24 protein-coding genes and 2 tRNA genes are annotated in these 25557 nt (G+C 72.7%); 8 read left to right on the top strand and 18 right to left on the bottom strand.

The annotated features are described in order from the left end of the window. The first annotated feature begins 95 nt into the window (after positions 1–95). A complete protein-coding gene (locus ABD361_RS24960; RefSeq protein WP_344438176.1) occupies positions 96–503 on the top strand; it encodes a CBS domain-containing protein in 408 nt (135 codons plus the stop codon). A gap of 100 nt (positions 504–603) precedes the next feature. Here the strand turns inward: ABD361_RS24960 and ABD361_RS24965 are convergent, their stop codons facing one another. Beyond that, positions 604–2073 (bottom strand): catalase, encoded by a 1470-nt coding sequence (locus ABD361_RS24965; protein WP_344438179.1) that lies wholly within the window; start codon positions 2071–2073, stop codon positions 604–606. Between the two features lie 192 nt (positions 2074–2265). On the opposite strand from ABD361_RS24965, the gene ABD361_RS24970 reads away from it, so the two are divergent. Then, positions 2266–2682, top strand: coding sequence for a Fur family transcriptional regulator (locus ABD361_RS24970; RefSeq protein ID WP_344438181.1), 417 nt, complete (start codon positions 2266–2268; stop codon positions 2680–2682). Positions 2683–2792: 110 nt separating this feature from the next. Here the strand turns inward: ABD361_RS24970 and ABD361_RS24975 are convergent. The 4 genes from ABD361_RS24975 to ABD361_RS24990 all read right to left on the bottom strand — a co-directional run bounded on the left by ABD361_RS24975 (position 2793) and on the right by ABD361_RS24990 (position 8247). Continuing rightward, positions 2793–2866 (bottom strand) — tRNA-Met (locus ABD361_RS24975). A gap of 58 nt (positions 2867–2924) precedes the next feature. Beyond that, positions 2925–4973, bottom strand: coding sequence for a tetratricopeptide repeat protein (locus ABD361_RS24980; RefSeq protein WP_344438183.1), 2049 nt, complete (start codon positions 4971–4973; stop codon positions 2925–2927). Positions 4974–5243: 270 nt separating this feature from the next. Continuing rightward, a tRNA-Met gene (locus ABD361_RS24985) sits at positions 5244–5317 on the bottom strand. Between the two features lie 47 nt (positions 5318–5364). Further along, positions 5365–8247, bottom strand: coding sequence for a UPF0182 family membrane protein (locus tag ABD361_RS24990; protein ID WP_344438311.1), 2883 nt, complete (start codon positions 8245–8247; stop codon positions 5365–5367). Positions 8248–8392: 145 nt separating this feature from the next. Between ABD361_RS24990 and ABD361_RS24995 the strand changes: the two genes are divergently transcribed. Then, positions 8393–8980: a PPA1309 family protein gene (locus ABD361_RS24995; RefSeq protein WP_344438186.1), complete on the top strand. Its 588-nt coding sequence runs from the start codon at positions 8393–8395 to the stop codon at positions 8978–8980. Between the two features lie 38 nt (positions 8981–9018). Here the strand turns inward: ABD361_RS24995 and ABD361_RS25000 are convergent, their stop codons facing one another. The 4 genes from ABD361_RS25000 to ABD361_RS25015 all read right to left on the bottom strand — a co-directional run bounded on the left by ABD361_RS25000 (position 9019) and on the right by ABD361_RS25015 (position 12257). Continuing rightward, entirely contained in the window at positions 9019–10107 is a 1089-nt protein-coding gene (locus ABD361_RS25000) for a YlbL family protein (protein WP_344438188.1), read from the bottom strand. A gap of 112 nt (positions 10108–10219) precedes the next feature. After that, complete coding sequence (locus tag ABD361_RS25005) at positions 10220–10393, bottom strand: hypothetical protein (protein WP_344438190.1); 174 nt, start codon at positions 10391–10393, stop codon at positions 10220–10222. A 153-nt stretch (positions 10394–10546) separates the two neighbouring features. Beyond that, positions 10547–11005, bottom strand: coding sequence for a molybdenum cofactor biosynthesis protein MoaE (locus ABD361_RS25010; protein WP_344438192.1), 459 nt, complete (start codon positions 11003–11005; stop codon positions 10547–10549). 82 nt (positions 11006–11087) lie between these two features. Beyond that, positions 11088–12257 carry an SDR family oxidoreductase gene (locus ABD361_RS25015; protein WP_344438194.1) on the bottom strand — a complete coding sequence of 390 codons (1170 nt, stop codon included), beginning with the start codon at positions 12255–12257 and terminating at the stop codon, positions 11088–11090. A gap of 201 nt (positions 12258–12458) precedes the next feature. Between ABD361_RS25015 and ABD361_RS25020 the strand changes: the two genes are divergently transcribed. Continuing rightward, entirely contained in the window at positions 12459–13883 is a 1425-nt protein-coding gene (locus ABD361_RS25020; RefSeq protein WP_344438196.1) for a zinc-dependent metalloprotease, read from the top strand. Beyond that, positions 13880–14401, top strand: a complete 522-nt coding sequence (locus tag ABD361_RS25025; protein WP_344438198.1) for an NUDIX hydrolase — start codon at positions 13880–13882, stop codon at positions 14399–14401. The genes ABD361_RS25020 and ABD361_RS25025 overlap by 4 nt, the downstream gene beginning before the upstream one ends. A gap of 82 nt (positions 14402–14483) precedes the next feature. On the opposite strand, the gene ABD361_RS25030 is transcribed toward ABD361_RS25025, so the two are convergent. From ABD361_RS25030 to ABD361_RS25045, 4 genes are all read right to left on the bottom strand, one after another. Then, a complete protein-coding gene (locus tag ABD361_RS25030; protein ID WP_344438200.1) occupies positions 14484–15242 on the bottom strand; it encodes an AIM24 family protein in 759 nt (252 codons plus the stop codon). A gap of 17 nt (positions 15243–15259) precedes the next feature. Next, positions 15260–15943 (bottom strand): AIM24 family protein, encoded by a 684-nt coding sequence (locus tag ABD361_RS25035; protein ID WP_344438202.1) that lies wholly within the window; start codon positions 15941–15943, stop codon positions 15260–15262. Between the two features lie 11 nt (positions 15944–15954). Continuing rightward, complete coding sequence (locus tag ABD361_RS25040; RefSeq protein WP_344438205.1) at positions 15955–17661, bottom strand: TerD family protein; 1707 nt, start codon at positions 17659–17661, stop codon at positions 15955–15957. A 223-nt stretch (positions 17662–17884) separates the two neighbouring features. Continuing rightward, entirely contained in the window at positions 17885–18484 is a 600-nt protein-coding gene (locus ABD361_RS25045) for a M48 metallopeptidase family protein (RefSeq protein ID WP_344438207.1), read from the bottom strand. Between the two features lie 284 nt (positions 18485–18768). Here ABD361_RS25045 and ABD361_RS25050 point away from each other — a divergent pair, with 284 nt between their 5' ends. After that, positions 18769–19920: a ThiF family adenylyltransferase gene (locus ABD361_RS25050; protein WP_344438315.1), complete on the top strand. Its 1152-nt coding sequence runs from the start codon at positions 18769–18771 to the stop codon at positions 19918–19920. A 42-nt stretch (positions 19921–19962) separates the two neighbouring features. Beyond that, positions 19963–21327 carry an ABC1 kinase family protein gene (locus tag ABD361_RS25055; protein ID WP_344438209.1) on the top strand — a complete coding sequence of 455 codons (1365 nt, stop codon included), beginning with the start codon at positions 19963–19965 and terminating at the stop codon, positions 21325–21327. Positions 21328–21336: 9 nt separating this feature from the next. Here ABD361_RS25055 and ABD361_RS25060 read toward each other — a convergent pair whose 3' ends face one another. The 5 genes from ABD361_RS25060 to ABD361_RS25080 all read right to left on the bottom strand — a co-directional run bounded on the left by ABD361_RS25060 (position 21337) and on the right by ABD361_RS25080 (position 25103). Then, on the bottom strand, positions 21337–21549 hold the full coding sequence (locus tag ABD361_RS25060; RefSeq protein WP_344438211.1) for a hypothetical protein: 213 nt from the start codon (positions 21547–21549) through the stop codon (positions 21337–21339). Between the two features lie 102 nt (positions 21550–21651). Beyond that, positions 21652–21960 (bottom strand): hypothetical protein, encoded by a 309-nt coding sequence (locus tag ABD361_RS25065; protein WP_344438213.1) that lies wholly within the window; start codon positions 21958–21960, stop codon positions 21652–21654. Continuing rightward, the gene (locus ABD361_RS25070; protein WP_344438215.1) at positions 21957–22319 is read right to left on the bottom strand and encodes a WhiB family transcriptional regulator; all 363 of its coding nucleotides are present in this window, start codon (positions 22317–22319) and stop codon (positions 21957–21959) included. The genes ABD361_RS25065 and ABD361_RS25070 overlap by 4 nt, the downstream gene beginning before the upstream one ends. Positions 22320–22451: 132 nt before the next feature. Then, positions 22452–22745 carry a hypothetical protein gene (locus ABD361_RS25075; protein WP_344438216.1) on the bottom strand — a complete coding sequence of 98 codons (294 nt, stop codon included), beginning with the start codon at positions 22743–22745 and terminating at the stop codon, positions 22452–22454. A gap of 141 nt (positions 22746–22886) precedes the next feature. Further along, on the bottom strand, positions 22887–25103 hold the full coding sequence (locus ABD361_RS25080) for an ATP-dependent DNA helicase UvrD2 (RefSeq protein ID WP_344438217.1): 2217 nt from the start codon (positions 25101–25103) through the stop codon (positions 22887–22889). Positions 25104–25300: 197 nt separating this feature from the next. Between ABD361_RS25080 and ABD361_RS25085 the strand changes: the two genes are divergently transcribed. Beyond that, the gene (locus tag ABD361_RS25085) at positions 25301–25555 is read left to right on the top strand and encodes a mycoredoxin (protein WP_344438219.1); all 255 of its coding nucleotides are present in this window, start codon (positions 25301–25303) and stop codon (positions 25553–25555) included. Positions 25556–25557 lie beyond the last annotated feature (2 nt).

Raw genomic sequence — 25557 nt, forward strand, 5'->3', positions numbered from 1 at the left:
AAGACCTTGTCCGCCCTCCCGGGGCATGTGACGATGACGGCCACAGGCTTGTGAACATGTGAAGCCCTCGCTCCTCCAGGAGGTGGCTTGCAACCATGCTCGTCCGCGACGCCATGAGCACGGTGGTCCTGACCATAGGGCCCGCCCACACCCTCCGGCAGGCGGCCCGGCTGATGTCCGCCCGCAGGGTGGGCGCCGCCGTCGTCCTCGACCCCGACACCAGCGGCCTCGGCATCCTCACCGAGCGCGACATCCTCAACGCGCTCGGGGCGGGGCGCGACCCCGACCACGAGACGGCCCACGGACACACCACCACCGACGTGGTCTTCGCAGCCCCCGACTGGACGCTGGAGGAGGCCGCGGCCGCGATGTCGCGCGGCGAGTTCCGCCATCTGATCGTCCTGGACCGGCACGAGGCCGTGGGCGTGGTCTCGGTCCGCGACATCATCCGCTGCTGGCTGCCCCTGCGTGGCCGCGCCCAGGCCCCCGCGGTCACCGCCTGAGGCGCCCCGGAAAAGCAACCCGGAAGGGAAAAGGCCGAAGAGGCCGGAGCCCCATGGCGTCCGGCCTCTTCGGTTTCTTACGGCAAGCGTCCAGTGGTTGTCAGCCGCGCAGGGCCTGGACCGCGGCCTCCAACCGCTTGCCGTAGTCGGGGTCCGCCTGGCGGAAGTTGTTGATCGCCCGCTCGATGATGTCGTCGCGCGACACCTTGGCGATGAAGCCGGCGAGGTTGGCGATCAGGCGCTCCTTCTCGTCCTCGGACATCAGGCGGTAGAGGTTGCCGGCCTGGACGAAGTCGTTGTCCTCGGCGTGCGAGGGAGCGGCGAGGTTGCCGGTGGCGCCGGTGACGGCGACCGGCTGCCACAGCGGGCGGTCGGTCTGGGCCGGGCCGCCGAAGCTGTTGGGCTCGTAGTTCTTCGTGCCCTTGTGCCGGCCGTCGTACAGCAGGCCGTCACGGCCGTAGGTGCGCGCCTCGGTCGCGTGCGGACGGTTGACCGGCAGGTGGTCGGCGTTGATGCCGACGCGGTAGCGGTGGGCGTCACCGTAGGCGAAGAGGCGGCCCTGGAGCATCTTGTCCGGGGAGGGGCCGATGCCCGGCACGAAGTGGGCGGGGCTGAAGATCGACTGCTCGACCTCGGCGAAGATGTTCTCCGGGTTGCGGTTGAGCTCCAGCTTGCCGATCTCGATCGGCGGGTAGTCCTCGTGCGGCCAGACCTTGGTGAGGTCGAACGGGTTGAAGCGGTAGGTGGCCGCCTCGTCCGCCGGCATGATCTGCACCTGCACGGTCCAGGTCGGGAACTCGCCGCGCTCGATGGCCTCGCGCAGGTCGCGCTGGTGGCTGTCGGGGTCCTCGCCGGCGAGCTTGTTGGCCTCGTCCTGGGTGAGGTTCTTGATGCCCTGGTCGGTCTTGAAGTGGTACTTCACCCAGAAGGCCTCGCCGGCCTCGTTGTTCCACTGGAAGGTGTGCGAGCCGTAGCCGTTCATGTGGCGGTACGAGGCGGGGATGCCGCGGTCGCCGAACAGCCAGGTCACCTGGTGGGTGGACTCCGGCGAGTGACCCCAGAAGTCCCAGACGTTGTCCGCCTCCTGCGAGCCGGTGTACGGGTCGCGCTTCTGGGTGTGGATGAAGTCGGGGAACTTGATGGCGTCCTTGATGAAGAACACCGGGGTGTTGTTGCCGACGAGGTCGTAGTTGCCCTCTTCGGTGTAGAACTTCAGCGCGAAGCCGCGGGGGTCGCGCACCGCGTCGGCCGCGCCGAGGTTGCCGGCGACGGTGGAGAAGCGCAGGAAGACCTCGGTCTGCTTGCCGACCTCGGAGAGGAAGTTCGCCCGCGTCCAGCGCGTGACGTCGGCGGTCACGGTGAAGGTGCCGTACGCCCCGGCGCCGCGGGCGTGCACCACGCGCTCCGGGATCCGCTCGCGGTTGAAGTGCGCGAGCTTCTCCAGCAGCAGCTGGTCCTGGATGAGCATGGGGCCGCCGAGACCCGCCGTCTCGCTGTTCTGGTTGTCCGCGACCGGAGCACCGGACTCCGTGGTCAGCGGGCCCGTCGTCGTCTCGCCCTGCACCGACACCTACGCCTCCGTCGTCTCATCGTCTCTACCGGCCCCGCCGGGATCCGGGGGTGGGACCCCCTTGGCCTGAGCCGAGATCGATCCTACATTGGACTATGTCTAAGTCAAGATGCTTCCCACACAAAAACGGGATCCAGGGGTGGACAGGCGCCGCTGCTACGCTTGGTCCTATCTGACTGATAGGTGAATGGCATGAGTGACCTGCTGGAAAGGCTCCGGGGACGCGGCTGGCGGCTGACCGCGCAGCGACGCGTCGTCGCCGAAGTGCTCGACGGGGACCACGTGCACTACACCGCCGACGAAGTACACGCCAAGGCGGCCGAGCTGCTGCCGGAGATCTCGCGCGCGACGGTGTACAACACCCTGGGCGAGCTGGTCTCGCTGGGCGAGGTCCTCGAGGTGAGCACGGACGGCCGCGCGAAGCGCTACGACCCCAACGCCCACCACGCGCACCAGCACCTGGTGTGCTCGCGGTGCGGCACGATCCGCGACGTCCACCCCGCCGGCGACCTGCTGGCCGGGCTGCCCACCGACGAGCGCTTCGGCTTCGAGGTGTCGGCGGTCGAAGTGACCTACCGCGGAATCTGCCCGTCCTGCGCGGCGCCCTGACCGGGGCGCCGGGGGGGCGGACGGCATAAGGGCACGACCACATAAGGGCATGACGGCATAAGGGCACGACAAAGGGCCCGGATCCTTGGATCCGGGCCCTTGGCCTTCAGTAGCGGGGACAGGATTTGAACCTGCGACCTCTGGGTTATGAGCCCAGCGAGCTACCGAGCTGCTCCACCCCGCGTCGGTAGTCCCACCTTAACCCGTCCGTGACTCCCGGCGCAAACACCGCCCGCCGGCGCTCAGGCGGACAGCTCCTGCTGCAGGGCGTCCCGCAGCCGCGCCGCGCGCTCGGCGACCTCCGCCGGGCCCAGCTCCACTGCCCGCGCGCACCACTGCCTGCCGGCCGAGAGGTCGCCGCGCCGGGCCGCGAGGAGGGCGAGGCGCAGGGCGGCCCGGCCGTGGCCGGCCTCGGCCGCCCGCGTCCACCACATCGCCGCCTCCGGCTCGCTGCCCTCGCGGGCCAGCAGCAGCCCCAGGTTGAAGGCGCCGTTGCGGCTGCCGGCCTCGGCGGCCTCCCGGTACCAGTGCGCGGCCCCGGCGGTGTCGCCCCGCTCGGCCACCAGCATCCCCAGGCGCACCTGGGCGCGCCGGTGGCCCTGGCGGGCGGCCCGCTCGTACCACTGCTCGCTCTCGCCGCCGCGCTCGTCGTCGCGGTCGAGCAGCGCGCCCAGCCGGAAGGCGGCCTCCGCGCTGCCGCCCTGCACGGCGACCCGCAGATGGCGCTCGGCCTCCTCGGTGCCGCCCGGCCCGCCGTCGCGCAGCACGGCCATGGCGACCTGCAGCGCGGCCTCGGTGTGGCCGGCCGCGGCGGCCCGCTCGTACCACTCCAGGGCCAGGTGCTCCTCGCCCCGGCCGGCGTAGAGGATGCCGAGGTTGAAGGCCGCGTCCACGCTGCCGGCCTCGGCCGCCTTGGAGAACCACGGCTCGGCCCCGGCGGCGTCGCCGCCCTGCATCAGCAGGACGGCCAGCGCGTTGGCGGCCTCGCGGTGCCCGGCGTAGGCGGCGCGGCGGTACCACTGCTCGGCCTGGGCGGTGCGGCCCTGCTCGGCGCACAGCAGCCCGAGGTTGTACGCGCCGTTGATGTCGCCGGCGTCGAGGGCCTCGCGGTACCAGCGCTCGGCCTGCTGGGGCTCGCCGCGGTCGGCGTGCAGGGCGCCCAGGGCGTTGGCGGCGTTGCCGTCGCCCTCCTGGGCGGCGCGGCGCCACCACACGGCGGCGCTGTCGGTGTCGCCGGCGTCGCGCAGCAGGAAGCCGAGGGCGCAGGCGGCGCGCGGCTCCCCGTCCTTGGCGGAGGTCAGGTACCAGCGGGCGGCCTCCTGGGTCTCGCCCCGGCCCTCCAGCAGGGTGCCCAGGTGCAGGGCGGCGCGGCGGTGGCCGCGGGCCGCGGCCTGCCGGTACCACTGCTCGGCCTCGCCGGCCGGGCCGTCCTGGCGGCCGGCGGCCGCGGCGCGCAGCTCGCGCACGGAGGTGTCGCCGCCGCCGGCGGAGATCCGCCGGTTGCGGGTGGCCGGGCCGAGGGAGGCGGCCAGGCCCTCGCAGACGTCGTCGGCCGGGGGCCGCGGCGAGCGTCCGTCGAGTATGCGGGCGAGCCGGTAGGCGGCCTCGCGGTGGCCGCGCTCGGCGGCGGCGCGGAACCAGCGCTCGGCGCCCACGTCGCTGCGGTGCTCCAGCAGGTCGGCGAGGGCGTACGCGCCGAGGGCGTGCCCGGACTCGGCGGACTGCCGCAGCCAGTACTCGGCGGCGGGCTCGTCGCCGCGCTCGCGGTGGTAGCGGCCGAGGGCGTGGGCGGCCGCGGCGGAGCCGGCGACGGCGGCGACCCGCCACCAGCCGGCGGCCTCGTCGGCGTAGCCGCGCTGGTGCAGCAGGACGCCGAGGTTGTTGGCGGCGGAGCGGTCCCCGGCGGCGGTGGCGGCGCGCAGGTGGCGCTCGGCGCCGTCGAGGTCGCCGCGGCGCAGCAGCAGGGCGCCGAGCATGCTCAGCGACGCGGGGTCGCCGGACTCGGCGGCGCGGCGGCGGGCGGTCTCCAGCTCCAGGTCGGCGGCCTCGGTGGCGCAGGCTGTGTCCTGGGGGGCCCGGGGGTCCCGGGGGTTCTGTGGTGCGCGGGGTTCGGCCGCCTCCGGTGCGGCGGGGGCCGCCGCGGTCGCGGTGCGGTCCGGGGCCGTGGCCAGGGCGGTGCCGCCCAGGGCGTACGGCGACGGGTCCTGCTCTGGCGTCTGGCTCCCGTTGCCGGGAGCCGCTACAAGCCGACGGGTGCTCAACAGCCTCGCCCTGTCCCCCATAAGTCCCATCGTCGCACTCCCGCAACCTGCGTACACCTGGAATACCGCAGCCAGTGAGGTCACTTCAGCGTTTTGTCGACTTCCCGACTTCCCGACACGGCGGTGCTCCAAACTCTAATCAAAACCCCCGCACACAACCCGCACAGTCCGCCGCGTGGCGGGCCGCGGGCTCCCGTGCGCCCCCAACGCCCGGGCGGGCGGGGGCCGGCCGCGGCGAGCGGGCCGGCCCGGCATGCGACAAGGCCCGGAGTTGCGAGAACTCCGGGCCTTGTCCTTCAGTAGCGGGGACAGGATTTGAACCTGCGACCTCTGGGTTATGAGCCCAGCGAGCTACCGAGCTGCTCCACCCCGCGCCGTTGTGGAACAACCGTACCACGGCGCGGGGCGGGGCCGCGGCGGATCAGCTGCCGGGCTTGGCGCCACCGGCCTCGGCGGCCTGCTCGGCCTTGGCGAGCCGGTCGAGGGCTGCCTTGAGGTCCTCCTGGGCCTTGCCGTAGGCCGTCCAGTCCTTCTTGTCGAGCGCCTTCTGGCCGGCGTCGAAGGCGTCCTGCGCGGCCTTGACGGCTTCCTTGACCGAGGGGTTGGCCGCCGGCGGCTGGGTGGTGCCGGGGGTGGGCGGCTGGGTGCCGGGCTTGGCGCCCTTGACCTCGAACACGGCGTCGAGCGCGGTGGCGAGGTCGTCCTCGAAGGCGGTCTTGTTGCCGTAGGTGACCAACACCTTCTTCAGCCGCGGGAAGTTGGACCCCGCACCGCGCACATAGACCGGCTCGACGTACAGCAGCCCGTCGTCCAGCGGCACGGTCAGCAGATTTCCGTACTCGATCTCGGAATCGCCGCGCTTCAGAATATTGATCTTATTGGCGATCTCGGGATCGCCGTTGAACTTGCTCTGCACCTGCTGCGGACCCGACGTCGTCGTTTCCGACGGCAGCTTCAGAATGCGGATCTTCCCGTAATCGGCACTGGTCGCATCGGCGTCCACCGCCATGAAGGCACCGAGGTTCTCACGGCCCTTGGGCGTGAACGTCGTGGTCAGGGAGAACGACTGCGCCTGCTGACCCGGCATCCGCATGCTCAGGTAGAACGGCGGGACGGCATTGCCGGACTTGTTGGTCGGGTCGTCCGGCACCTCCCAGCGCTCGCTGCCCGTGTAGAAGGTGTCGGCCTTGGTGACGTGGTAGCGGGTCAGCAGCTCGCGCTGCACCTTGAACAGGTCCTGCGGGTAGCGCAGGTGGTCCAGCAGACCCTTGCTGATCTCGCTCTTGGCCTTCACCGTGCCGGGGAAGGCCTTCATCCAGGTCTTGAGCACCGGGTCCTTGGTGTCCCACTGGTAGAGCGTGACCGTGCCGTCGTAGGCGTCGACCGTGGCCTTGACCGAGTTGCGGATGTAGTTGACCTGGTTCTGCTGGGCGACGACGGCGCGCTGCCCGGTGGTCAGCGAGTCGGCGGTGGTGTCACCGAGCGTGGTGCGCGAGGCGTACGGATATCCGTTGGTCGTGGTGTAGGCGTCCACGATCCACTGGATGCGCCCGTCGACGACCGCCGGATAGGCGTCGCCGTCGATCGTCAGCCACGGGGCGACGGCTTCGACGCGCTCCTTGGGCGTGCGGTTGTACAGAATCCGCGAACCGTCGCCGATGGCGCCCGAATACAGGATCTGCGGTTCGCCGAAGGCCACCGCGTACGCGGCCCGGTTGACCGGGTTGGACAGGCTGACCCCGCTCCTGCCCTGATAGCTGTAGCTCTTCTCGCCCTTGTCGCCGGAGTAGTCCAGCTCCTTCTGCGGGCCGCCGACGATCGAGTACTGGGTGGTCTTCTCGCCGTAATACACCCGCTGCTCGTACGTGCCGAGCTTGCCCTTGGTCGGCAGGTTGGACTCGGTGAAGTCCGGGTCGCCCTCGCCGACGGCCGTGGTGCCCTTGGCGGTGATGGCGCCGTAGCCGTGGGTGTACTTGAAGTGGTCGTTGATCCAGTTGCGCTCGGGAATGCCGTTGATGTTCAGCTCGCGCAGACCGATGACCGTGTCCTGCTCCTTGCCGTCGACCTTGTAGCGGTCGACGTCCAGCGTGGACGGGAACTGGTAGTAGCCCTTGACCTGCTGGAGCTGCTGGAAGGTGGGCGAGACGATGTTGGGGTCGAGCAGCCGGATGCTGGCGGTGGAGTCGGCGGCGTCGCGCAGCTTCTGCTTGTCCTTGCCCTGCAGGTCGCTGCGGCCCGCGTAGTCCTGCACCTCGGAGCCGTCGATGCCGTACGCCTCGCGCGTGGCCGCGATGTTCTTCTTGATGTACGGCGCTTCCTTGGCCTGCTCGTTCGGCTGCACCTGGAACTTCTGCACGATCGCCGGGTAGAGCCCGCCGATGAGCACCGCCGAGAGCACCATCAGGCCGAAGCCGATCACCGGCAGCTGCCAGGTGCGCCGCCACAGGGTGGCGAAGAACAGCACCGCACAGATCAGCGCGATGATGAACAGGATCGTCTTCGCCGGCAGATAGGCGTTGGCGTCCACGTACCGCAGACCCGTCCAGCCGTCGGTGGACTTCAGCCCGCTGGACTTCACCGCGAGCCCGTAGCGGTCCAGCCAGTAGGCGACGGCCTTGAGCGTGACGAAGACGCCCAGCAGCACGGACAGGTGGCCGGTGGCCGCCGCGGTGGCCCGGTGGCCGGGGCTGGTCAGCCGCAGCCCGCCGTAGAGGTAGTGCACCAGGGCGGCGGCGATCAGAGACAGCACGGTGGCCGCGAAGCCGAAGCTCAGCAGGAACCGGTACCAGGGCAGGTCGAAGGTGTAGAAGGAGATGTCCTTGTGGAACTGCGGGTCCCGCTGCCCGAACGAGACCCCGTTGATCCACTGCAGCCAGGTGCGCCACTGGCCGGCGGCCGAGGCCCCCGCGACCAGGCCGACGAGCGCGGTGACCGCCAGCAGCACCCACTTCTTGTACGGGGCGATGCCCATCCGGTAGCGGTCGAGGCTCTGCTGCTCCACCGACATCGCGCTCAGCGGCGGCCGCAGCCGGTGCGCGAGCCAGATGTTCAGGCCGACGGCCAGCGCCATCAGCAGGCCGAAGACGGCGAACAAGCCGATCTTCGTGCCGAGGGTGGTGGTGAAGACCGACGAGTAGTCCACCGACCGGTACCACAGCCAGTCCGTCCAGAACCCGGCGAACATGACGAAGAGCAGGGCCAGGCCGGCCAGCACGCCCAAGGTCATCAGCAGGGTCCGGACGCGCCGTGAGGGCCGGCCGACTCTGATCCGTGGCCCTGACGGGCCTCCGCCGCGGTCCGGCATCTGGAAAGCCAAGGTGCGCACCTCGAAGTTCGCTGTCGGTGGAGCTGGGATTGAAGGCCCCGGTGATAGTAGGACCCACTGTGGCAACTTACCGAGGCTTTACTCGGTTCCCGTTTTCGGCCTCTCTCAGGGCACGATATTGACCATGTCCAGCAATACCGGTTCGAACCTTCCCGGCTCCCAGGAGCCCGACGTCCCCATGGCGGCCAGCCCGCTGACCCGTGCCGTGCTCGAGATCGACGAGTACACCGCGGGTCTCGGCTGGGACCAGCCCGCACGGCTGTTCGCCCTGGTCGACACCGCCAGGCTGCGGGCCCAGGAGCCCGGCCTGGCCGCCCAGCTCGGCCTCGACTCCACCGCGGCCTCCACCGCCGTCTCCTACACCCCCGTCGAGCAGGAGGAGCTGCCGGCCGGCACGGCGCTCGACGAGTTCCTCGCCACGATCGCCTGGCCCGACGCGGTGGCGGGCTGCGCCCTGACCGTGGAGCGGCTGATGCTGCCGCCGTCGGCCGAGGCGTCCGTTCCGCACGACCTCAGCGAGAAGCAGCTGGCCCAGTGGGTGGCCAAGCACCCCGACCGCCAGGAGGTGCGGATGACCGTCGCGGTGCTGCGCGACGGCGCCCGCGAGTCCGCCGTGCGGCTGCGCGAGAAGGACTCCGCCAAGGAGGTCCTCACCGGCGCCGACCTGGTGCCGGGCCTGGCCGACGCCCTCGCCGCCACCTTCGCGGACTGACGGTCGCGGACTGACGGGAGCCCCCCTTCAGTGGGCCGCTAGCCTGCCGTGCACTGCGGCAGGCCGGCCCGGTCCCCCTTGCGGATCTTCTCCAGGGACGCCAGCGCGTCCTTGATCGTGTCCACCTTGACCAGGGTCAGGCCCGAGGGGGTGTCCTTGGCGGCGGCCGCGCAGTTGTCCTTGGGCGTCAGGAAGTACTGGGCGCCCTTGGAGCGGGCTCCGACCGTCTTCATCTCCACGCCGCCGATCGGGCCGACCTTGCCGTCGTCGTCGATGGTGCCGGTGCCGGCGACGAACTTGCCGCCCGTGAGGTCCTCGGGCGTGAGCTTGTCGACTATCCCCAGCGCGAACATGAGGCCGGCGCTCGGGCCGCCCACGTCCGCCAGCTTGATGTTGATCGTGAACGGGAAGGTGTGGTCCGTCCCGGCCTGGATGCCGACGATCGCCCGGTTGTCGTCCGGCGCCTTGCCCGTGACGAGGGTGACGCTCTGCTCGCCCCTGGGCTCGCGCTTCTCCTTCTCGGCCGCGGCCGCCTCCTTGGCGGGCACGATCACGAAGGTCACCTTCTCGCCCGGCTTGTGCCGGGTGACCTGCTTGGCCACGTCGCCGGGCTGCTCGATCCGCGTACCGTCCACGGACCGGATGACGTCACCGGCGTGCAGCGTGCCCTCGGCCGGGCTGCCCTTGACCACCGAGGAGACGATCACGCGCGTGCCGACGGGGATGTTCAGCTGCTTCAGGGCCGCGACCTTGGCGCTCTCCTGCGACTGGCTGAACTCCTCCGCCGTCTCCTGGTTCAGCTCGTCCGGCGACTTGTCCTCCGGGTAGAGCGTGCTGTGCGGCACGACGAGGTTGTCGTGGGCCAGCCAGCCGTAGACGGCCTCCACCAGGTTCATCCGGTACTGCGAGCCGGTCACGCGGACCGTGGTCATGTTGAGGTGGCCACTGGTGGGGTACGTCTTGTGCCCGGAGATCTGCAGGACCGGCTCGCCCCCGTGCTCGCCGAGGGTGTTGACCGTCGGGCCCGGGGACATCTCCGCGTAGGGCACGGGGATCAGCACGCCTGCGCAGAGCAGCGCGATCAGCATCAGGAGGGACGCGAGCATCGTCGCGGTGCGGCGGGGCATGGAACGACAGTACGGGACGGGTCCGGCAGTCCACTGCTGGGGCGGTCCGTACGGGGCAGGTGGGCTTCCGGGTGCGGAAATCGCCCGCCCCCGGCCCGCCCCCGGCCCGCGGCTAGCCCGCCGAGCCGGATCCGGACTCGGTCCGCTCCATCGCCTCTCGGAACTTTGCATAACCGGCCAGTTCCGCGACATCGCCGGTCTTGCGGTTCCGGGCCGCCCAGCTTCCCCACAGGGCGGCGGCAAGGGCCGCCACCACGGGAATCAGCAACCAAGCGAGCGCCGCCATGCCGGCCTCCGACCCCTCACGCAATCGCAACTGAAGTGATGAGCAGATTAGTCATCTTCGGTCTCAACGCTTACGCCGGGGGCCCGGTTACGCAACCAGGCAGGGCCCGTTCGTGGGCGACTTTGACACAGATCCAGCCGTTCAGGCCTCCCGCTACGCGCCCACCCACTCCTCCGTGCCGTCGCTGAACCGCTGGTGCTTCCAGATCGGCACGGTCGCCTTGAGGTCGTCGATCAGCTGCCGGCACGCGGCGAACGCCTCCGCCCGGTGCGCGCACGACACGGCGACCACGACCGCCAGGTCGCCCACGGCCAGCTCGCCGACCCGGTGCACGGCGGCCAGGGCCCGTACGGGGAAGTCCCCCGCCACCTTCTCGGCCACCTTGCGCAGCTCGGCCTCGGCGGTGGGGTGGGCGGAGTAGCCGAGCGCGGCGACGTCCGCGCCGCCGTCGTGGTCCCGCACGGTGCCCACGAACAGCGCGGTGCCGCCGGCCGCGGGATCCCCCACGGCCGCGAAGACCTCGTCCAGGGAGAGCGGGGTCTCCCGCACCGCGAGCAGTCGGACGGGGTCGTCGGCGGCGAGCTCGCCGGGATGGTGGGGGGTAGGCGCCATGGCGCCCATCGTACGAATCCCCCGCTCCCCCTTTTCCCCCGCGCGCCCCCTGGAACTCCCCTGGGGCCCCTCTGGAGCCCGTCTAGAGCCGGCGGCGGGCCTTGCGGGCCCGGCGCACCAGCGCGGCGGTGCCCAGCAGGGCCACGGTCGCGCCCGCGGCGCCCGCGGCGGTGGCGTCCTTGCGGCCCAGGCGGCGGCCCGCGACCGTGCGCCGGCCCGCGACCTCCTCCAGGAGCTCCGCGAGGACCTCCTCGTTGGTCCAGCGGGGCCGCCAGCCCGCGTCGTGCAGCCGGTGGCCGCTGACGACCCAGGGGTGCATCGTGTACTCCAGGTCGCCCGCCGGGGAGGGGGTCAGGCCCAGGCGGTGCAGCCGGGAGGCGGCGCCGAGGGCGACGGCCGAGGGCAGCTCCATGCGCCGGATCCCGCTGAGCTCCTCGACCTCCTCCTGCTCCAGCCAGCCGTCGCAGCCGACGGCCAGCTCGCCCTCGGCCTTCTCCAGCGCGGCGAACTCCAGGGCGCTCACCAGATCCTCGACGTGGCAGAACTGCCAGGCGGGCCGGGAGCCGGCGACGACCAGCAGGCGGGGCGACTCGAAGTAGCGGGTCAGGGCGGTGTCCGTGCCGCCGACCAGGACGGCGGGCCGCAGCACTGTGACGTTCAGGCCGGGGTGCGCCCGGGGCGCACGCCTGGCCAGCCGCTCTATCTCCAGCAGGTCCCCCACGCCGGTCGCCTCGGCGGTGGCCCGCAGCTCGGCGTCCTCCGACAGCGGCACGTCGTTGTCGGGCCGGGCGCCGTAGACCATGGCGGAGGTGCACAGCACCACCCGGTGCACACCGGCCGCCGCGGCGGCGGTGAGCACGGTCTGGGTGCCGCGCACGTTGTAGGCGGTACGGGCGGCCGGGTCGCCCTCCAGGTCGAGGTCGAGCGCGAGGTGGACGACCACGTCGGCGCCGCGCAGCCGCTCGGCGATCGCCGGGTCGCGCACGTCCAGCACGTGCCACTGCGCCTCGGTGACGTCGCCGCGGCGCTCGTCGATGGCGATCAGGTGCTTGATCTCCTCGGACGCGGCCAGGCGCCGCGTGAGCAGGGCGCCGACGCCGCGGGCGGCGCCGGTGACCGCGACCACCGGGCGGCGGCCGTCGCGGCCCGGGCCGGGCGCGGGCACGGCGGACGTGCGCAGCGCGTCGTCGGGCGCGGAACCGTTTCGCGCTGCGCGAACTTCTCGGTCGGCTTCTCGGTCGGGGGAACTCACCGGGCGTCTCCAGCGGTTGTCTTCAGTACGTGCACGCCACGTTCTTCGTGACGCGTACGGACCAGGTGACGTCCATCCTGCCGCAGGCCCCGGGCGGGCGGAGCACCAAGCCCGGATAGCGGCGGGGTGTCTACGCTTGGTGGTGTTGTCGGGCATTCGCCGCCGGTCCGGAGCCGGTGGCCCTACGAGCCGAGGAAACCCGTGAGTGACACCCCATTCGGATTCGGTCTTCCGCCGGAGGAGCCGGAGAACGGCGACGACGGCAAGAAGAAGGGCGGTGGCCAGGGAGGCGGCCAGGGGCCCGCGAATCCCTTCGGGTTCGGCGCGGCCGGCGGTGCGGACAATCCGTTCGCCGCGATGTTCGGCTCCATGAACCCCAACGATCTCGGCGCCGCCTTCCAGCAGCTCGGCCAGATGCTCTCCTACGAGGGCGGCCCGGTGAACTGGGACATGGCCAAGCAGATCGCCCGCCAGACGGTGGCCCAGGGCACCGCCGGCGGCAGCAAGGACGCCAGCGTCACGGCCGGCGAGCGGTCGGCGGTCGAGGAGGCCGTGCGCCTGGCCGACCTGTGGCTGGACGGCGTGACCTCGCTGCCCTCGGGCGCGGGCAGCGCCGTGGCCTGGAGCCGCGCGGAGTGGGTCGAGGCGACCCTGCCCGTGTGGCGGGACCTGGTCGACCCGGTCGCCGAGCGCGTCGGCGCGGCCATGGGCGAGGTGCTGCCCGAGGAGATGCAGGCCATGGCGGGCCCGCTGCTGGGCATGATGCGCAGCATGGGCGGCGCGATGTTCGGCACCCAGATCGGCCAGGCCGTGGGCGTGCTCGCCGGCGAGGTCGTCGGTTCGACCGACATCGGCCTGCCGCTGACCCCGCCCGGCAAGGCCGCGCTGCTGCCGGTGAACATCGAGGCGCTGGGCGCGGGCCTGGGCGTCCCGCAGGACGAGGTGCGGCTGTACCTGGCCCTGCGCGAGGCCGCCCACCAGCGGCTCTTCGCCCACGTGCCGTGGCTGCGCTCGCACCTGTTCGGCGCGGTCGAGGGCTACGCCCGCGGCATCAAGGTCGACACGGCCAAGCTCGAGGACGTCGTGGGCCAGCTCGACCCGACGCACCCGGAGCAGATGCAGGAGGCCCTGCAGCAGGGCATGTTCCAGCCGGAGGACAGCCCGGAGCAGAAGGCCGCCCTGGCCCGCCTGGAGACCGCGCTGGCGCTCGTCGAGGGCTGGGTGGACGCGGTCGTGCACGCTGCGGCCCAGCCCCACCTGCCGTCGGCCGGCGCGCTGCGCGAGACCCTGCGCCGCCGCCGCGCCTCCGGCGGCCCGGCGGAGCAGACCTTCGCCACCCTGATCGGCCTGGAGCTGCGCCCGCGCCGGCTGCGGGACGCCTCGCGGCTGTGGGCGTCGCTGGCCGACGCCCGGGGCACCGAGGGCCGCGACGCCCTGTGGGAGCACCCGGACATGCTGCCCACGGCCGCCGACCTGGACGACCCGGACGGCTTCGTGCACCGCGAGCACCTGGACTTCTCCGAGCTGGACAAGATGCTCGGCGAGGCCGCGCAGGGCAAGGGCACGCAGGAGCCGGCGGAGGGCGACGAGGGCGACGCCCGGGGCGAGGGTGACGAGAAGAAGTGAGCCTGCACGAGAACGCGGTCCGCGTGCTGAAGGAGTACGCGGACCAGGACGAGCTGCGCGGCGTCTACCTGGACCACCTGGCGGCCCATCCGGACGGCATGTGGAAGCCGTGCGAGGCCGGCCACGTCACCGCGAGCGCCCTGGTGATCGACCCCGAGCGCGGCAAGGTGCTGCTCACCCTGCACCGCAAGCTGGGCATGTGGCTGCAGATGGGCGGCCACTGCGAGCCCGGTGACGCCACCGTGGAGGAGGCGGCCCTGCGGGAGGCCACCGAGGAGTCCGGCATCGCGGGTCTGACGCTGCTGCCCGGCGGCCCGGTGCGCCTGGACCGGCACCCGATCCCGGCCCCCTGCAACTGGCACCTGGACGTGCAGTACGCGGCGCTGGTGCCGCAGGGCGCGGTCGAGGCGATCAGCGACGAGTCGCTGGACCTGCGCTGGTTCGCGTACGACGAGGTCGCGGAGGTGGCCGACGAGTCGGTCGTCCAGCTGGTGCGGCGCACGCTGGCGCGGCTGTAAAAGCATGCGCCTTCGGAAGCAGAGGTAAGGGGCGGTCACCCTTGGTGACCGCCCCTTACGCATGCCGTGCGTCGGCCGGACCTCAGTTGGTCCAGATGTTGCCCTGGTTCTGCGCGTGGGCGCCGTGCTGGCCGAAGCCGTACTGGGCGGCCAGGCCCTGGCCGATCTGCGCACCCTGCGGCGGCATGAGCTCACTGGGCTGTACGAGGGCGTAGCCGGTGCCCATGAAGGCCAGCTCCCAGCCCTCGCCCGTGCCGCCGCGGCGCCGCCAGACGCCGGAGGAGGAGGTCTGCGCCTGCATCTGCACGCGCAGCGAGGAGGACCAGGCGACGACGGCGTCCGCGTCCGCGTAGGCGTACTTGTCGGGCGTGACCTGCATCATCAGCGGTTTCCCGGAGGTCATCAGCGCGACCTTGCCGCGTCCGCTGATGGCGAGGTTGTACGACCCGGTGCCGGAGATGCCGTACTGGCTGTCCACGGCGACGGAGTCCCAGTGGAGGGTGGAGTCCATGGCAAGGACATAGGCGCTGTCCACGGTCAGGCCGTCGTGGTCGACGTCGACCACGTGGACGTGCTGCGCGAGGTTGGCGAGGTAGACGGTGCCCTGCCCGGAGCAGCGCATCAGGTCCAGGCCCTCGCCGGTGTAGGCCTGCCGGTACTGCTGCTGGGCCGACATGTACTCGCCGTCGAACTCGATGAGGCCCTGGTAGGCCACCATCGCGCCCTTGCGGGCCAGGACGTCCTCGTGGCCGTTGAGACTGACGCGCAGCATGTGCGCGTTCTGCAGGGCGTAGCGGTCCTGCGTCTGGGCCTCGGTGTAGGCGAAAAGCGGGCTCTGCATGGTCTCTTCCGTCCCCCTCAGCCCCGGGCCCGGAGCCGGTCCGTACTGTCCTCGCTGGGCTGCACCACCACGAATCCCTGGCCGGAGAAGCCCAGTTGGTACGCCTCGCCGCTGCCGCGGCCGATGATGGAGGACGCCTTGAAGCTGCGCTTCCCCTTCATCCTCAGGTTGGTGGACCAGGCCACGAGCGCGTCGGGGTCCACGTAGGTCTCGTCCTCGCCGCTGCCGCAGTCGACGACGATGGGCGTGCCGCGCGAGGTGAGCGCGACCCAGCCGGTGCCGCTGACGACGACGTTGAACAGGCCCTGTCCGGCGAACTTGGCCATGCCCTTAACGCGTTCGACACCGAACTGCAGGTGGGCGTCGAAGGCGAGCAGGTTGGTGCCGTTGACGGAGACGGACTCCCCCGCCAGCTGGATGCACACGACGTCCGCGCCGTAGTCGGCGAGGTAGAGCAGGCCGTCGCCGCTGCACTTCATGAGCGGCACGCCCTCGCCGGTCAGCCACTGGGAAGCCATCTGGCGCAGGGCGGGCGGATTGGGCTCGTACTGGACGAACCCCTCGTAGGCGACCATCGAGCCCGTGCGGGCGAACAGGTCGTGGCCGCTCTGCATGGCGACCTTCAGCATGCTGCTGCCGTGGTTCTCCATGCGGGCGGCGGGCGGGGTCGGGGCGTGGCCCGAGATCAGCGACTGGTCCATGGCGGGCTCCCTCAGACCTCGTAGGGCTGGACGACGATGAAGTTGCCGGGCGCACCGCGGAACTGGAGGTTCACGGTCTCCCCGCTGTGGCCGGGGTAGGCGTGGCGGCGCAGCCGCACCTGGCTGGTGACGACGACCTGGGCGCCGGCCGACCAGGCGACGACGGCGTTGGCGTCGGCGAAGGTGGTGGGCGTGACCGGCAGCACCACGGGGGTGCCGCGGGTCTTCAGGACGACGGTGCCGGTGCCGTGGAACTGCATGGTGAACAGCGCCCCGCCGGGGATGCCGTGGCCGTCGATCCGGCGCACCTCGTGGTGCAGCGACTCGTCGAAGGCGAGGACGGCGTCGGCGCTGACGCAGATCGCGTCGTTCTCCAGCTGGATCGGGTGCAGGTGGGCCGCGTTCTCCGCGAGGAAGACCTGGCCGCGGCCGGTGCAGCGCATCAGCTGCATCTCCTGGCCGGTGGCGTTGCCGACGATGCGGCCCATGAAGCCGGCGCCCTTGTAGCCGAACTCGACCTTGCCCTGGTACAGCACCATGCTGCCCTGCCGGGCGAGCACGGGCTGCGGGTCGGCGCCGAGGTCGGCGCGGATGAGCTTGGCGTTCTGCAGGGTCCAGCGCTGACCGGTGGGCGCCTCGCGGTACGGGCCGAAGGCGGCCTGCACGCCCGGGGCGCCGGCGGGCGCGCCGGTGCCGTGGGGCGGCGTGCCGGGGGCGTACGGGGGCTGGCCGACCGGGTACGGCTGGGTCGGCGCCGGCGCCGCGGGGGGTGCGGGCGGCGCGGCGGGGGCGGCGTACTGCTGGGGGCCGCCGTAGGCCGGTGCCGGGGTCGCCAAGCGGCCGTACGAGGCGTGCTGGCCCGGCGCCCCGGGCGGGCCGGGGGGCGGCGGCACGGTCCCGCGGGCGGGGGTGCGGCCGGCGGCGGCGGCGGGCTCGACGGAGAAGTAGCCGGGCGGTGCGAGGGGGGCGGCCAGCGTGGGGGCCGCGTGCACCTGCGGGGCGGCCGGCGGCGGGGTGCTGCCGGGCGGGGGCGCGAAGGCCGGGGCGGGCTGCGGGGCCGCTGCGGCGGGCTTGTGGGCCGGGTCCTGGGAGGCGGCCGGCGGCGCGAAGGCGGGCGGCGCGGGCGCGGTGGCCTGTGCCGGGGGCGCGAAGGCGGGCGCGGCCGGGGCCTGCGCCGGGGCGGGCTCCTCCTCCAGGACCTCGCCGCCGAAGTTCCTCAGCAGCGCCTCCAGACCGCCGTCGAAGCCCTGCCCGACCGCGGCGAAGCGCCACACGTCCTTCAGGTAGAGGTCCGCGAGCATCACCGCGCGCTCGGTGCTGAACTCCGCGCCGGTGAACGCGTACCGGGCCACCTCCACGCCGCCCGCGACCAGGCGCAGGTAGCCCGGGCCGACCTGTCCCATCCGCCCGTCGCCGTCGATGGTCGCGGTGAAGGTCAGCTTGCGGATGTGGGAGGGGATGCGGTCGAGGGTGACGCGGAAGGACTCCGTGTCCCCGGCCTGCGGCCCGAGCAGCTGGACGGCCTCCTCGGGCGAGGCGGGCTGGTTGAAGAAGACGAAGTACCGGTCGTCCGAGAGCCGCTCGTCGGCGTCGAGCCCGAAGCAGCTGATGTCGAAGGTCAGACCGGGGCCGGCGACCTGCACTCCCACGTACAGATCGGTGCCCGCCGTCAGGTCACTGACCCTGGCCTTGTGGCCGCGCTGGAATTCCCTGGACATGCGTGACGACCGTCCCCCATCCGTACCGTGCGAAGGCGTTGCCGCGGACGCCCTGCTGGCGCGTCGCGTTGCGCCAGGCTAACCGCTGCCGGCGACAGCCCGTGATCCCGGGGCGATTCCGGTACGGGACGGCCGCATACCGTTACACGCCGGTGCGCGGCCCGCCGTTGCGTGCCGTGCTGCTCGGGTGCTGCTCGGGTGCCGTTCCGGTGCGGCCCGGCCGCTACTCGCTGCGGGCGGCGGGCAGGTGCGGCAGCCGGTCGGCGGCGACCACGCCTTCGAGGTAGCCGCGGGCGCGCTCGGTGCGGGGGTAGGCCTCCAGCAGCCGCCAGAACTCGGGGCCGTGGCCGGGCACGAGCAGGTGGGCCAGCTCGTGCAGCAGGACGTAGTCCACGACGTACTCGGGCATGCCCTGCAGGCGGTGCGAGAGGCGGATGCTGCCCTCGGCGGGGGTGCACGAGCCCCAGCGGGTGTTCTGGTTGGTGACCCAGCGCACGCTCGCCGGCCGCGCGCGCCCGTCCAGGTACTGCTCGGACAGGCGCCGGGCGCGCTCGGGCAGCTCGCCGTCGCCCAGCATCCGCCGGCTCTCCTGCGCGGCGAGCTTGTCCAGCATCACCGAGACCCAGCGCCGCTCCTCCGCCTCCGACATGCGGGCGGGGATGAGGACGATGGTGCGGTCGCCCTCGCGGTAGGCGGAGACCGTCCTGCGGCGGCGTGCGCTCCGTCGGACCTCGACCGGACCGGTGTGTGCCGCCGCCCGCGTGAGCGGGCTCGGGGCACTGCGCGGCGGCCTCGCGGCACTGTTCAGGGGGTCGACGGGCACGCCCCGACGTTACCCGCTGGCGGCGCGGGAAGTCCCGCCCCCGGGTCGGTTGTCGGGGAACCACCCGCAGGGCGCACGGCTTGTACGACTATCCCCCTCCCCTGTGGACAACTCCGGGCGGGCCGGCCCCGCCGTCGGCATGCTGGGGTCCGGACGAGGGGGAGAGCATGCAGCAACGCGAACGCGAAGCGGAACAGCAGGCGGCACAACAGCCGGCACAGCAGGTGGCCCAGCAAGCGGCCCAGCAGGTGGCCCAGCAGGTGGCGGCGCACGGGCCGCACCCAATGCTCAAGCCCGCGCTGCGCCGGGCCTGGCGCAACCGGGACACGGTGCAGTTCGGGGTGGCACCCGCGCACGCGGTGGTGGTGGGGCCGGTGGACACCGCGACGGGCTGCTTCATGGGCCTGCTCGACGGGACGCGCGGGCTGGAGCTGCTGCGGGAGGAGGCCCGCGGCATGGGGCTGCCGGAGGGCCGCGCCGACGACCTGGTGGCGCGGCTGTCCGCGGCCGGGCTGATCGACGACCCGCGGGGCGGCGGCGCGGGGGCCGCCGCGCTGCGCAGCCGGGGCGGTGGCCTGGAGCGGCTGCGCCCGGATCTGGCGTCGCTGTCGGTGCTCCACCCCGGGCCGGGGGCGGCGCTGCGGGTGCTGGCGGCCCGCCAGGACAGACGGGTGCGGGTGCGCGGGGCGGGCAGGGTGGGCGCGGCCGTCGCGGCGCTGCTGTCCGCCTCGGGGGTGGGCCGCGTCGAGGTGCAGGACGGGGGCCGGGTCGAGCCGTGGGACGTGGCGCCGGGCGGGCTGGGGCCCGAGCGCACGGGCGAGCGGCGGGACATCGCCGCCCGGCGCGTGGTGCAGCAGGCGGTGCCGGTGCCGCCGCCGCGTGCGCGGGCGGGCGGGGCCTCCTGGGCCCGGGAGGCGGAGGAGGGGGCGGAGGAGGCGCCGGCCCTGGTGATCATCGCCCCCCGCGACGGGCTCGCGGCCTACGCCCCCGACCCTACGGCCGTGGAGGACCTCGTCGCCCTGGGCACCCCGCACCTGTACGCGGGGGTGCTGGAGGCCACCGGGGTGGTGGGGCCGCTGGTGCTGCCGGGCCGGTCGGCCTGCGCGGGCTGCGTCGAGCTGGCCCGGGCCGACCGGGATCCGGCCTGGCCCCGGATGCTCGCCCAGTGGAGGTCGGGGCGCTCCTCGGGGGTACCGTCTTGCGACATGGCACTGGCCACGGTCGTGGCGGGGCTGACCGTGGCGCGGGCGCTGGCCTTCCTCGACGGTGGGCCCGTCGCGGGCGCGGGGGTGCGGCTGGAGCTGGCGCTGCCGGGGCCCGCCTGGGATCCGCGGCCCGTCGAGCCGCATCCGCGGTGCCTGTGTGGAGCGGCGGACTTCGCGCCTGCGGAGAACGCCGGGGCCGCGTCGGGCCCGCACGGGACAATGTCCCGGTAACCGCCGTCCGCGGCGTGGCTGTTCAGCTAGTTGGAGGGGCGCATGTCTGATCTACCCCGCAAGGCGGTCACCCGTACCGTCAAGTTGGCCGCGTTGCCGCTGGGGTTCGCGGGGCGCACGGCGCTCGGGCTGGGGAAGCGCATCGGCGGCCGGCCGGCGGAGAAGATCGCCGCGGAGCTGCAGCAGCGCACGGCCGAGCAGCTCTTCGCGACGCTCGGGCAGCTCAAGGGGGGTGCCATGAAGCTCGGTCAGGCGCTGTCCGTCTTCGAATCGGCCCTTCCGGAGCAGATCGCCGGGCCCTACCGGGCCGCGCTGACCAAGCTTCAGGAAGCGGCGCCGCCGTTGCCGGTGACGTCGGTGCACGCGGCCCTGGCGGAGCGGCTGGGCGAGGACTGGCGGGATCTGTTCGAGGAGTTCGAGGACAAGCCGGCCGCGGCGGCCTCCATCGGGCAGGTGCACCGGGCGGTCTGGCACGACGGGCGCGAGGTCGCGGTGAAGGTGCAGTATCCGGGCGCGGGCGAGGCGCTGCTGTCGGACCTGACCCAACTGGGCAGATTCGCCAAGCTGCTGGGCCCGCTGGTGCCGGGCATGGACATCAAGCCGCTGATCACCGAGCTGCGCGACCGGGTCTCGGAGGAGCTGGACTACGGGCTGGAGGCGCGGGCGCAGGGCGAGCACGCCCGGGAGTTCGCGGGCGATGCCGACGTGGCGGTGCCCGATGTGGTGCACCACGGCGATCAGGTGCTGGTCACCGAGTGGCTGGAGGGGGTGCCGCTGTCCGAGGTGATAGCGCACGGCACCCGGGAGCAGCGGGACCGCGCCGGTCAGTTGCTGGCCCGCTTCCTGTTCTCCGGCGTGGCCCGCACGGGCCTGCTGCACGCGGACCCGCACCCGGGCAACTTCCGGCTGCTGACCGAGGGCTCCCCCGACGGCCCGCCGGAGAAGTGGCGGCTGGGCGTGCTGGACTTCGGCACGGTCGACCGGCTGCCGCGCGGGCTGCCCGTGGAGATCGGGACGGCCCTGCGGCTGGCGCTGGAGGGCGACGCCGCCGCGGTGCACGAGCTGCTGCGGTCCGAGGGGTTCGTCAAGCCGGGTATCGAGCTGGATCCGGAGGCGGTGCTGGATTATCTGGTGCCCATCATCGAGCCGGCCCAGGTGGACGAGTTCACCTTCACGCGTGACTGGCTGCGCGCGCAGGCGGCCCGCATCGCCGACCCGCGCTCCCCCGCCTACCAGCTGGCGCGGCAGCTCAACCTGCCCCCGTCGTATCTGCTGATCCACCGGGTGACGATGAGCACGATAGGGGTGCTCTGCCAGTTGGGCGCGACGGTCCGGCTCCGGGAGGAGATGGAGGCGTGGGTGCCCGGCTTCGCGCCGAGCGCCCACAGCCGGGACACCTCCGCCTGAACCGGGCCCTCACCACCAGGCGGAGTCCAGGCGGCCCTCGATGGCCCGGATGTTGGCCCGGGCGCAGGCGTCGCAGAAGTACTGACGTCTGCCGTTCTCCACGGAGCAGGTCCAGGTGGGGGGCGGGGTGCCACCGGGGGCCGGCGTTCCGCAGCGGGCACAGGTGACCGGCTCGGCGGGCTCGGGGCCCAGCTGCACGGGTTCATGCGTCTTGGAGGCCACGTCCCCGACGATAGCCCCGCGAGCGGGCGGGGTGCGGGTGGCGCACCCAACGCGGCGCGACGCGACGCGGGGCCGGTCCGTTCGGACCGGCCCCGCGGGCGCTCACTGCATGACGGCCATGGCCAGCGCGCGACGGGCGCGCAGCGAGGCGCGCTCGGCACGGCGCTGCATGCGCCGGGCGGTGGCCAGGCGCACGGCCCTGCGTTGGGACTCGGCCTCGCGCAGCCGGTCGTGCACATGAGCCCTGGCCAGGGCTTCTGGGATGAGTTGCATGGCGTGGTTCCTGTTCTGGCGGTGCTCGGTGGCGGTCTCGTGGGAGACGAAGGGCTCGGGGGTCGGGCGCTGCATGGTCGGGTCCTGCTTCTTGGGGTCGTGCGTCGAGGGGCGGTCGATGGTGCCTGCGGTGATCATGCGGCGACCGGGTTCTTGCGCGGGCGGCCGCGGGGACGCTTGCGGGCGACGACCACACCCTGGACGAACAGCTCGCCGCCCCAGACGCCCCAGGGCTCGCGGCGGTCCTTGGCGCCGGCGAGGCAGGCGGCGCGCAGCGGGCAGGTCTGGCACAGGGACTTGGCGTACTCGACGTCGGCCGGCGACTCGGCGAAGAAGACCTCCGGGTCGTAGCTGCGGCACGGGACGGGCACGCCGAGGTTCTCGATGGCCTCGTCGAGGTCCGTCAGGGTGGTCAGGGCGGTCAAGGAGTCCTCCGTGGGGACGGGCGGGGGGATCAAGTCGGTGGCTACGGACGGGGTGTGCGCCTTGAGTTGCACGGTGTGTGATTCCTCGTCTGTTGTTCCGGCGGGTGGCCGGAGTGGTGTCCCCCGGCTTGGGGGCAAAGCGAAGGGCCGCGGATCCCGGTGTGGGTTCCGCGGCCCTGGAAGGTGCCGACCTGATCGCGCCGATCAGGCTGGATCTCTCCAGGGTTCGAGCCCACGGAAGGCCCACGTCTTGGGAAGGTGCTGCTGCTGGACGGTGACCGACTCGGCGCCATTGGCCGCCGGCGCAAAGGCATAGGCCGGAGCCTGCGCCTGTGCTGCTGCCATGACCTCGGACGCCTTGGTCGGTCGCTCTTCGATGAGGACGATCCGACCGGCACCGGACACACCGGTGCCCTGGAAGGAACCGAATCCGGAGCCGAGCATGGCGGAGCCGATACGGCGATCGGTCATTTTGTCGAAGCTGTTGAAGCTGATCATTTTCTCCGCCTCCTCTCGGCGTCTCGGGGACCGCTGCGAGCGGTCGTCTTCGGTTGAGTGCAGCAGGAACCCGGCGGATCCGTAAAGGACCCGTCGTTTCCCTGCTCGGAAGGCTATGGGCACTGCCTCCGCGGGCGCAAACTATTTTTCCGGAGATTCTTCGGAGGTGTCCTGGGACACATCCGAAGGCGGCTCCGCGCCTGCGCACAGGGCGAGGACGTCGGCCCCGAACCGGTCGAGCTTTCGTCCTCCGACACCTGAGATGCACGCCAGCTCCGCTTCGGTTCCCGGAACGGCCTCGGCAATCGCGAGCAGCGTCTTGTCGGTGAAGACGCAGAACGCGGGCTGGCCCAGCAGCCGGGCCTGCTCGGCCCGCCAGTCGCGCAGCCGCTCGTAGAGCGCCTCGTCCAGCTCCGAGGGGCAGTCCTCGCAGCGCATCAGCTTGATCTCCCCGGCGTCGGTCAGCGTCCGCCCGCAGACCCGGCAGCGGGCGTGACCGCGCGTGCGCCGCACTCCGCGCTCGATGCCGCCCCGCCCGGCGGCGGGTGCGCAGGCGTGCCCGGCGCGGGCCGCGGTGGTGCCGGGCCGCAGCCCGGCCAGGAAGCGGGTGGGGCGCCGGGTGGGGCGCCCGCCGGGGGCCCGGGACAGTGCCCAGGACAGGGTCAGGTGCACCCGGGCGCGGGTGACGCCGACATAGAGGAGGCGGCGCTCCTCCTCGACCTGCTCGTCCGTCTTGGCGTAGGTGATGGGGAGCATGCCCTCGGTGAGGCCCACCAGGAAGACGGCGTCCCACTCCAGGCCCTTGGCGGCGTGCAGGGAGGCGAGGGTGACGCCCTCGACGGTGGGGGCGTGCTGGGCGGCGGCCCGCTCGTCCAGCTCGGCGACCAGGTCGGCGAGGGTGGCGGTGGGGCGGGCGCGGGCGAAGTCCTCGGCGAGGCGCACCAGGGCGGCCAGGGATTCCCAGCGGTCGCGGACGGCTCCGGAGCCGGCGGGGGCCTGGGGCGTCCAGCCGCGGGTGCCGAGCACGGCCCGTACCTGCGCGGGCAGGTCCTCGGCGTCGGCGAGCTGGGCGTCGCCGTGGCCGCCGGCCCGGGCGGCGCCGCGCAGCAGCAGCCCGGCCTCGCGGACCTCGGGCCGCTCGAAGAACCGCTCGGCGCCGCGCAGCTGGTAGGGCACCCCGGCGTCGGCCAGGGCCTGCTCGTAGACCTCGGACTGGGCGTTGATCCGGTACAGGACGGCGATCTCGCTCGCGGGGACGCCGGAGGCGATCAGCTCGCGCACCCGGCGGGCGGTGCCCTCGGCCTCGGCGGGCTCGTCGGCGTACTCGACGTAGGCCGGCTCGGGGCCGGGGCCGCGCTGGGAGACCAGCTCCAGGCGGTGCTCGGCGGCCCGGCCGCGGGCCTGGGAGAGCAGCCCGTTGGCGAGGTGGACGACCTGGGGGGTGGAGCGGTAGTCGCGGACGAGCTTGACCACCGTGGCGTGGGGGTGCCGGATGCGGAAGTTCAGCAGGTGGTCGGGGGTGGCGCCGGTGAAGGAGTAGATGGTCTGGCTGGCGTCGCCGACCACGCACAGGGTGTCGCGCTCGCCCAGCCACAGCTCCAGCAGCCGCTGCTGCAGGGGGCTGACGTCCTGGTACTCGTCGACGACGAAGTGCTGGTACTGCCGGCGCACGGTCTCGGCGATGTCGTGGCGGTCCTGCAGGACGCCGACGGTCAGCAGCAGCACGTCCTCGAAGTCGATCACGCCGCGCTCGCGCTTGAGCTGCTCGTACATGCCGTAGACGCGGGCGATCTCGGCGGTGTCGCGGGGCGCCTCGCGGCCTGCCTTGGCCGCGGCGGCCGGGTAGTCCTCGGGGACGGTCTGGGTGACCTTGGCCCACTCGATCTCGGCGGTGACGTCGCGCAGCTCGTTGCGGTCGAGGCGGATGCGGCAGCGGGCGGCGGCCTCGGCGACCACCTGGACCTTGCGGTCCAGCAGCCGGGGCATCTCCCCGCCGACGGCCTTGGGCCAGAAGTACTGCAGCTGGCGCAGGGCGGCGGAGTGGAACGTACGGGCCTGGACGCCGCCGGCGCCCAGCTGCCGCAGCCGGCCGCGCATCTCCCCGGCGGCCCGGTTGGTGAAGGTGACGGCGAGCACACTGGCGGGCTGCAGGATCCCCGAGCGCACGCCGTAGGCGATGCGGTGGGTGATGGCCCGGGTCTTGCCGGTGCCGGCACCGGCGAGGACGCACACCGGCCCGCTCAGGGCGGTGGCCACCTCGCGCTGCTCGGGGTCGAGCCCGTCGAGCACCGCGTCGGCCGTCTCCGGCACCTGGGGGAAGCCCTGGGAGAAGAGGGGAGAGTGCGTTGCTGCTGTCACCCCGCCATGCTGCCAGGTCCACCGGGGCGAGCGGGAATGTTGTCCACAGGGGTGGCCGTGCGGTCGTACAAGTCACGACGTGCTGTGCGCCACTGCGGCGGGGCGACGGGAATGCGCCATCGTCGGTGGGCGTTGACCGTCCGGAAACACCAGGTTGCTCCCTCGGAGCAGCACCGATCAGAAGGAGCGCGGGTCGCATGTCGAGCACCGTGACGATGTACAGCACCACCTGGTGCGGCTACTGCCGCCGGCTGAAGAGCCAGATGGAGCGCGAGGGCATCGCCTACAACGAGGTCAACATCGAGCTCGACGCCGACTCGGCGGCGTTCGTCGAGAAGGCGAACGGCGGGAACCAGACGGTCCCCACCGTTCTCTTCGCCGACGGCTCCACGCTCACCAACCCCTCCCTCGCGCAGGTCAAGGCCAAGATCGGCAGCCTCAGCGGGGTCTGAGC

Origin of the sequence: Streptomyces luteosporeus (genome assembly GCF_039532865.1) — a bacterium.
Taxonomy (GTDB): domain Bacteria; phylum Actinomycetota; class Actinomycetes; order Streptomycetales; family Streptomycetaceae; genus Streptomyces; species Streptomyces luteosporeus.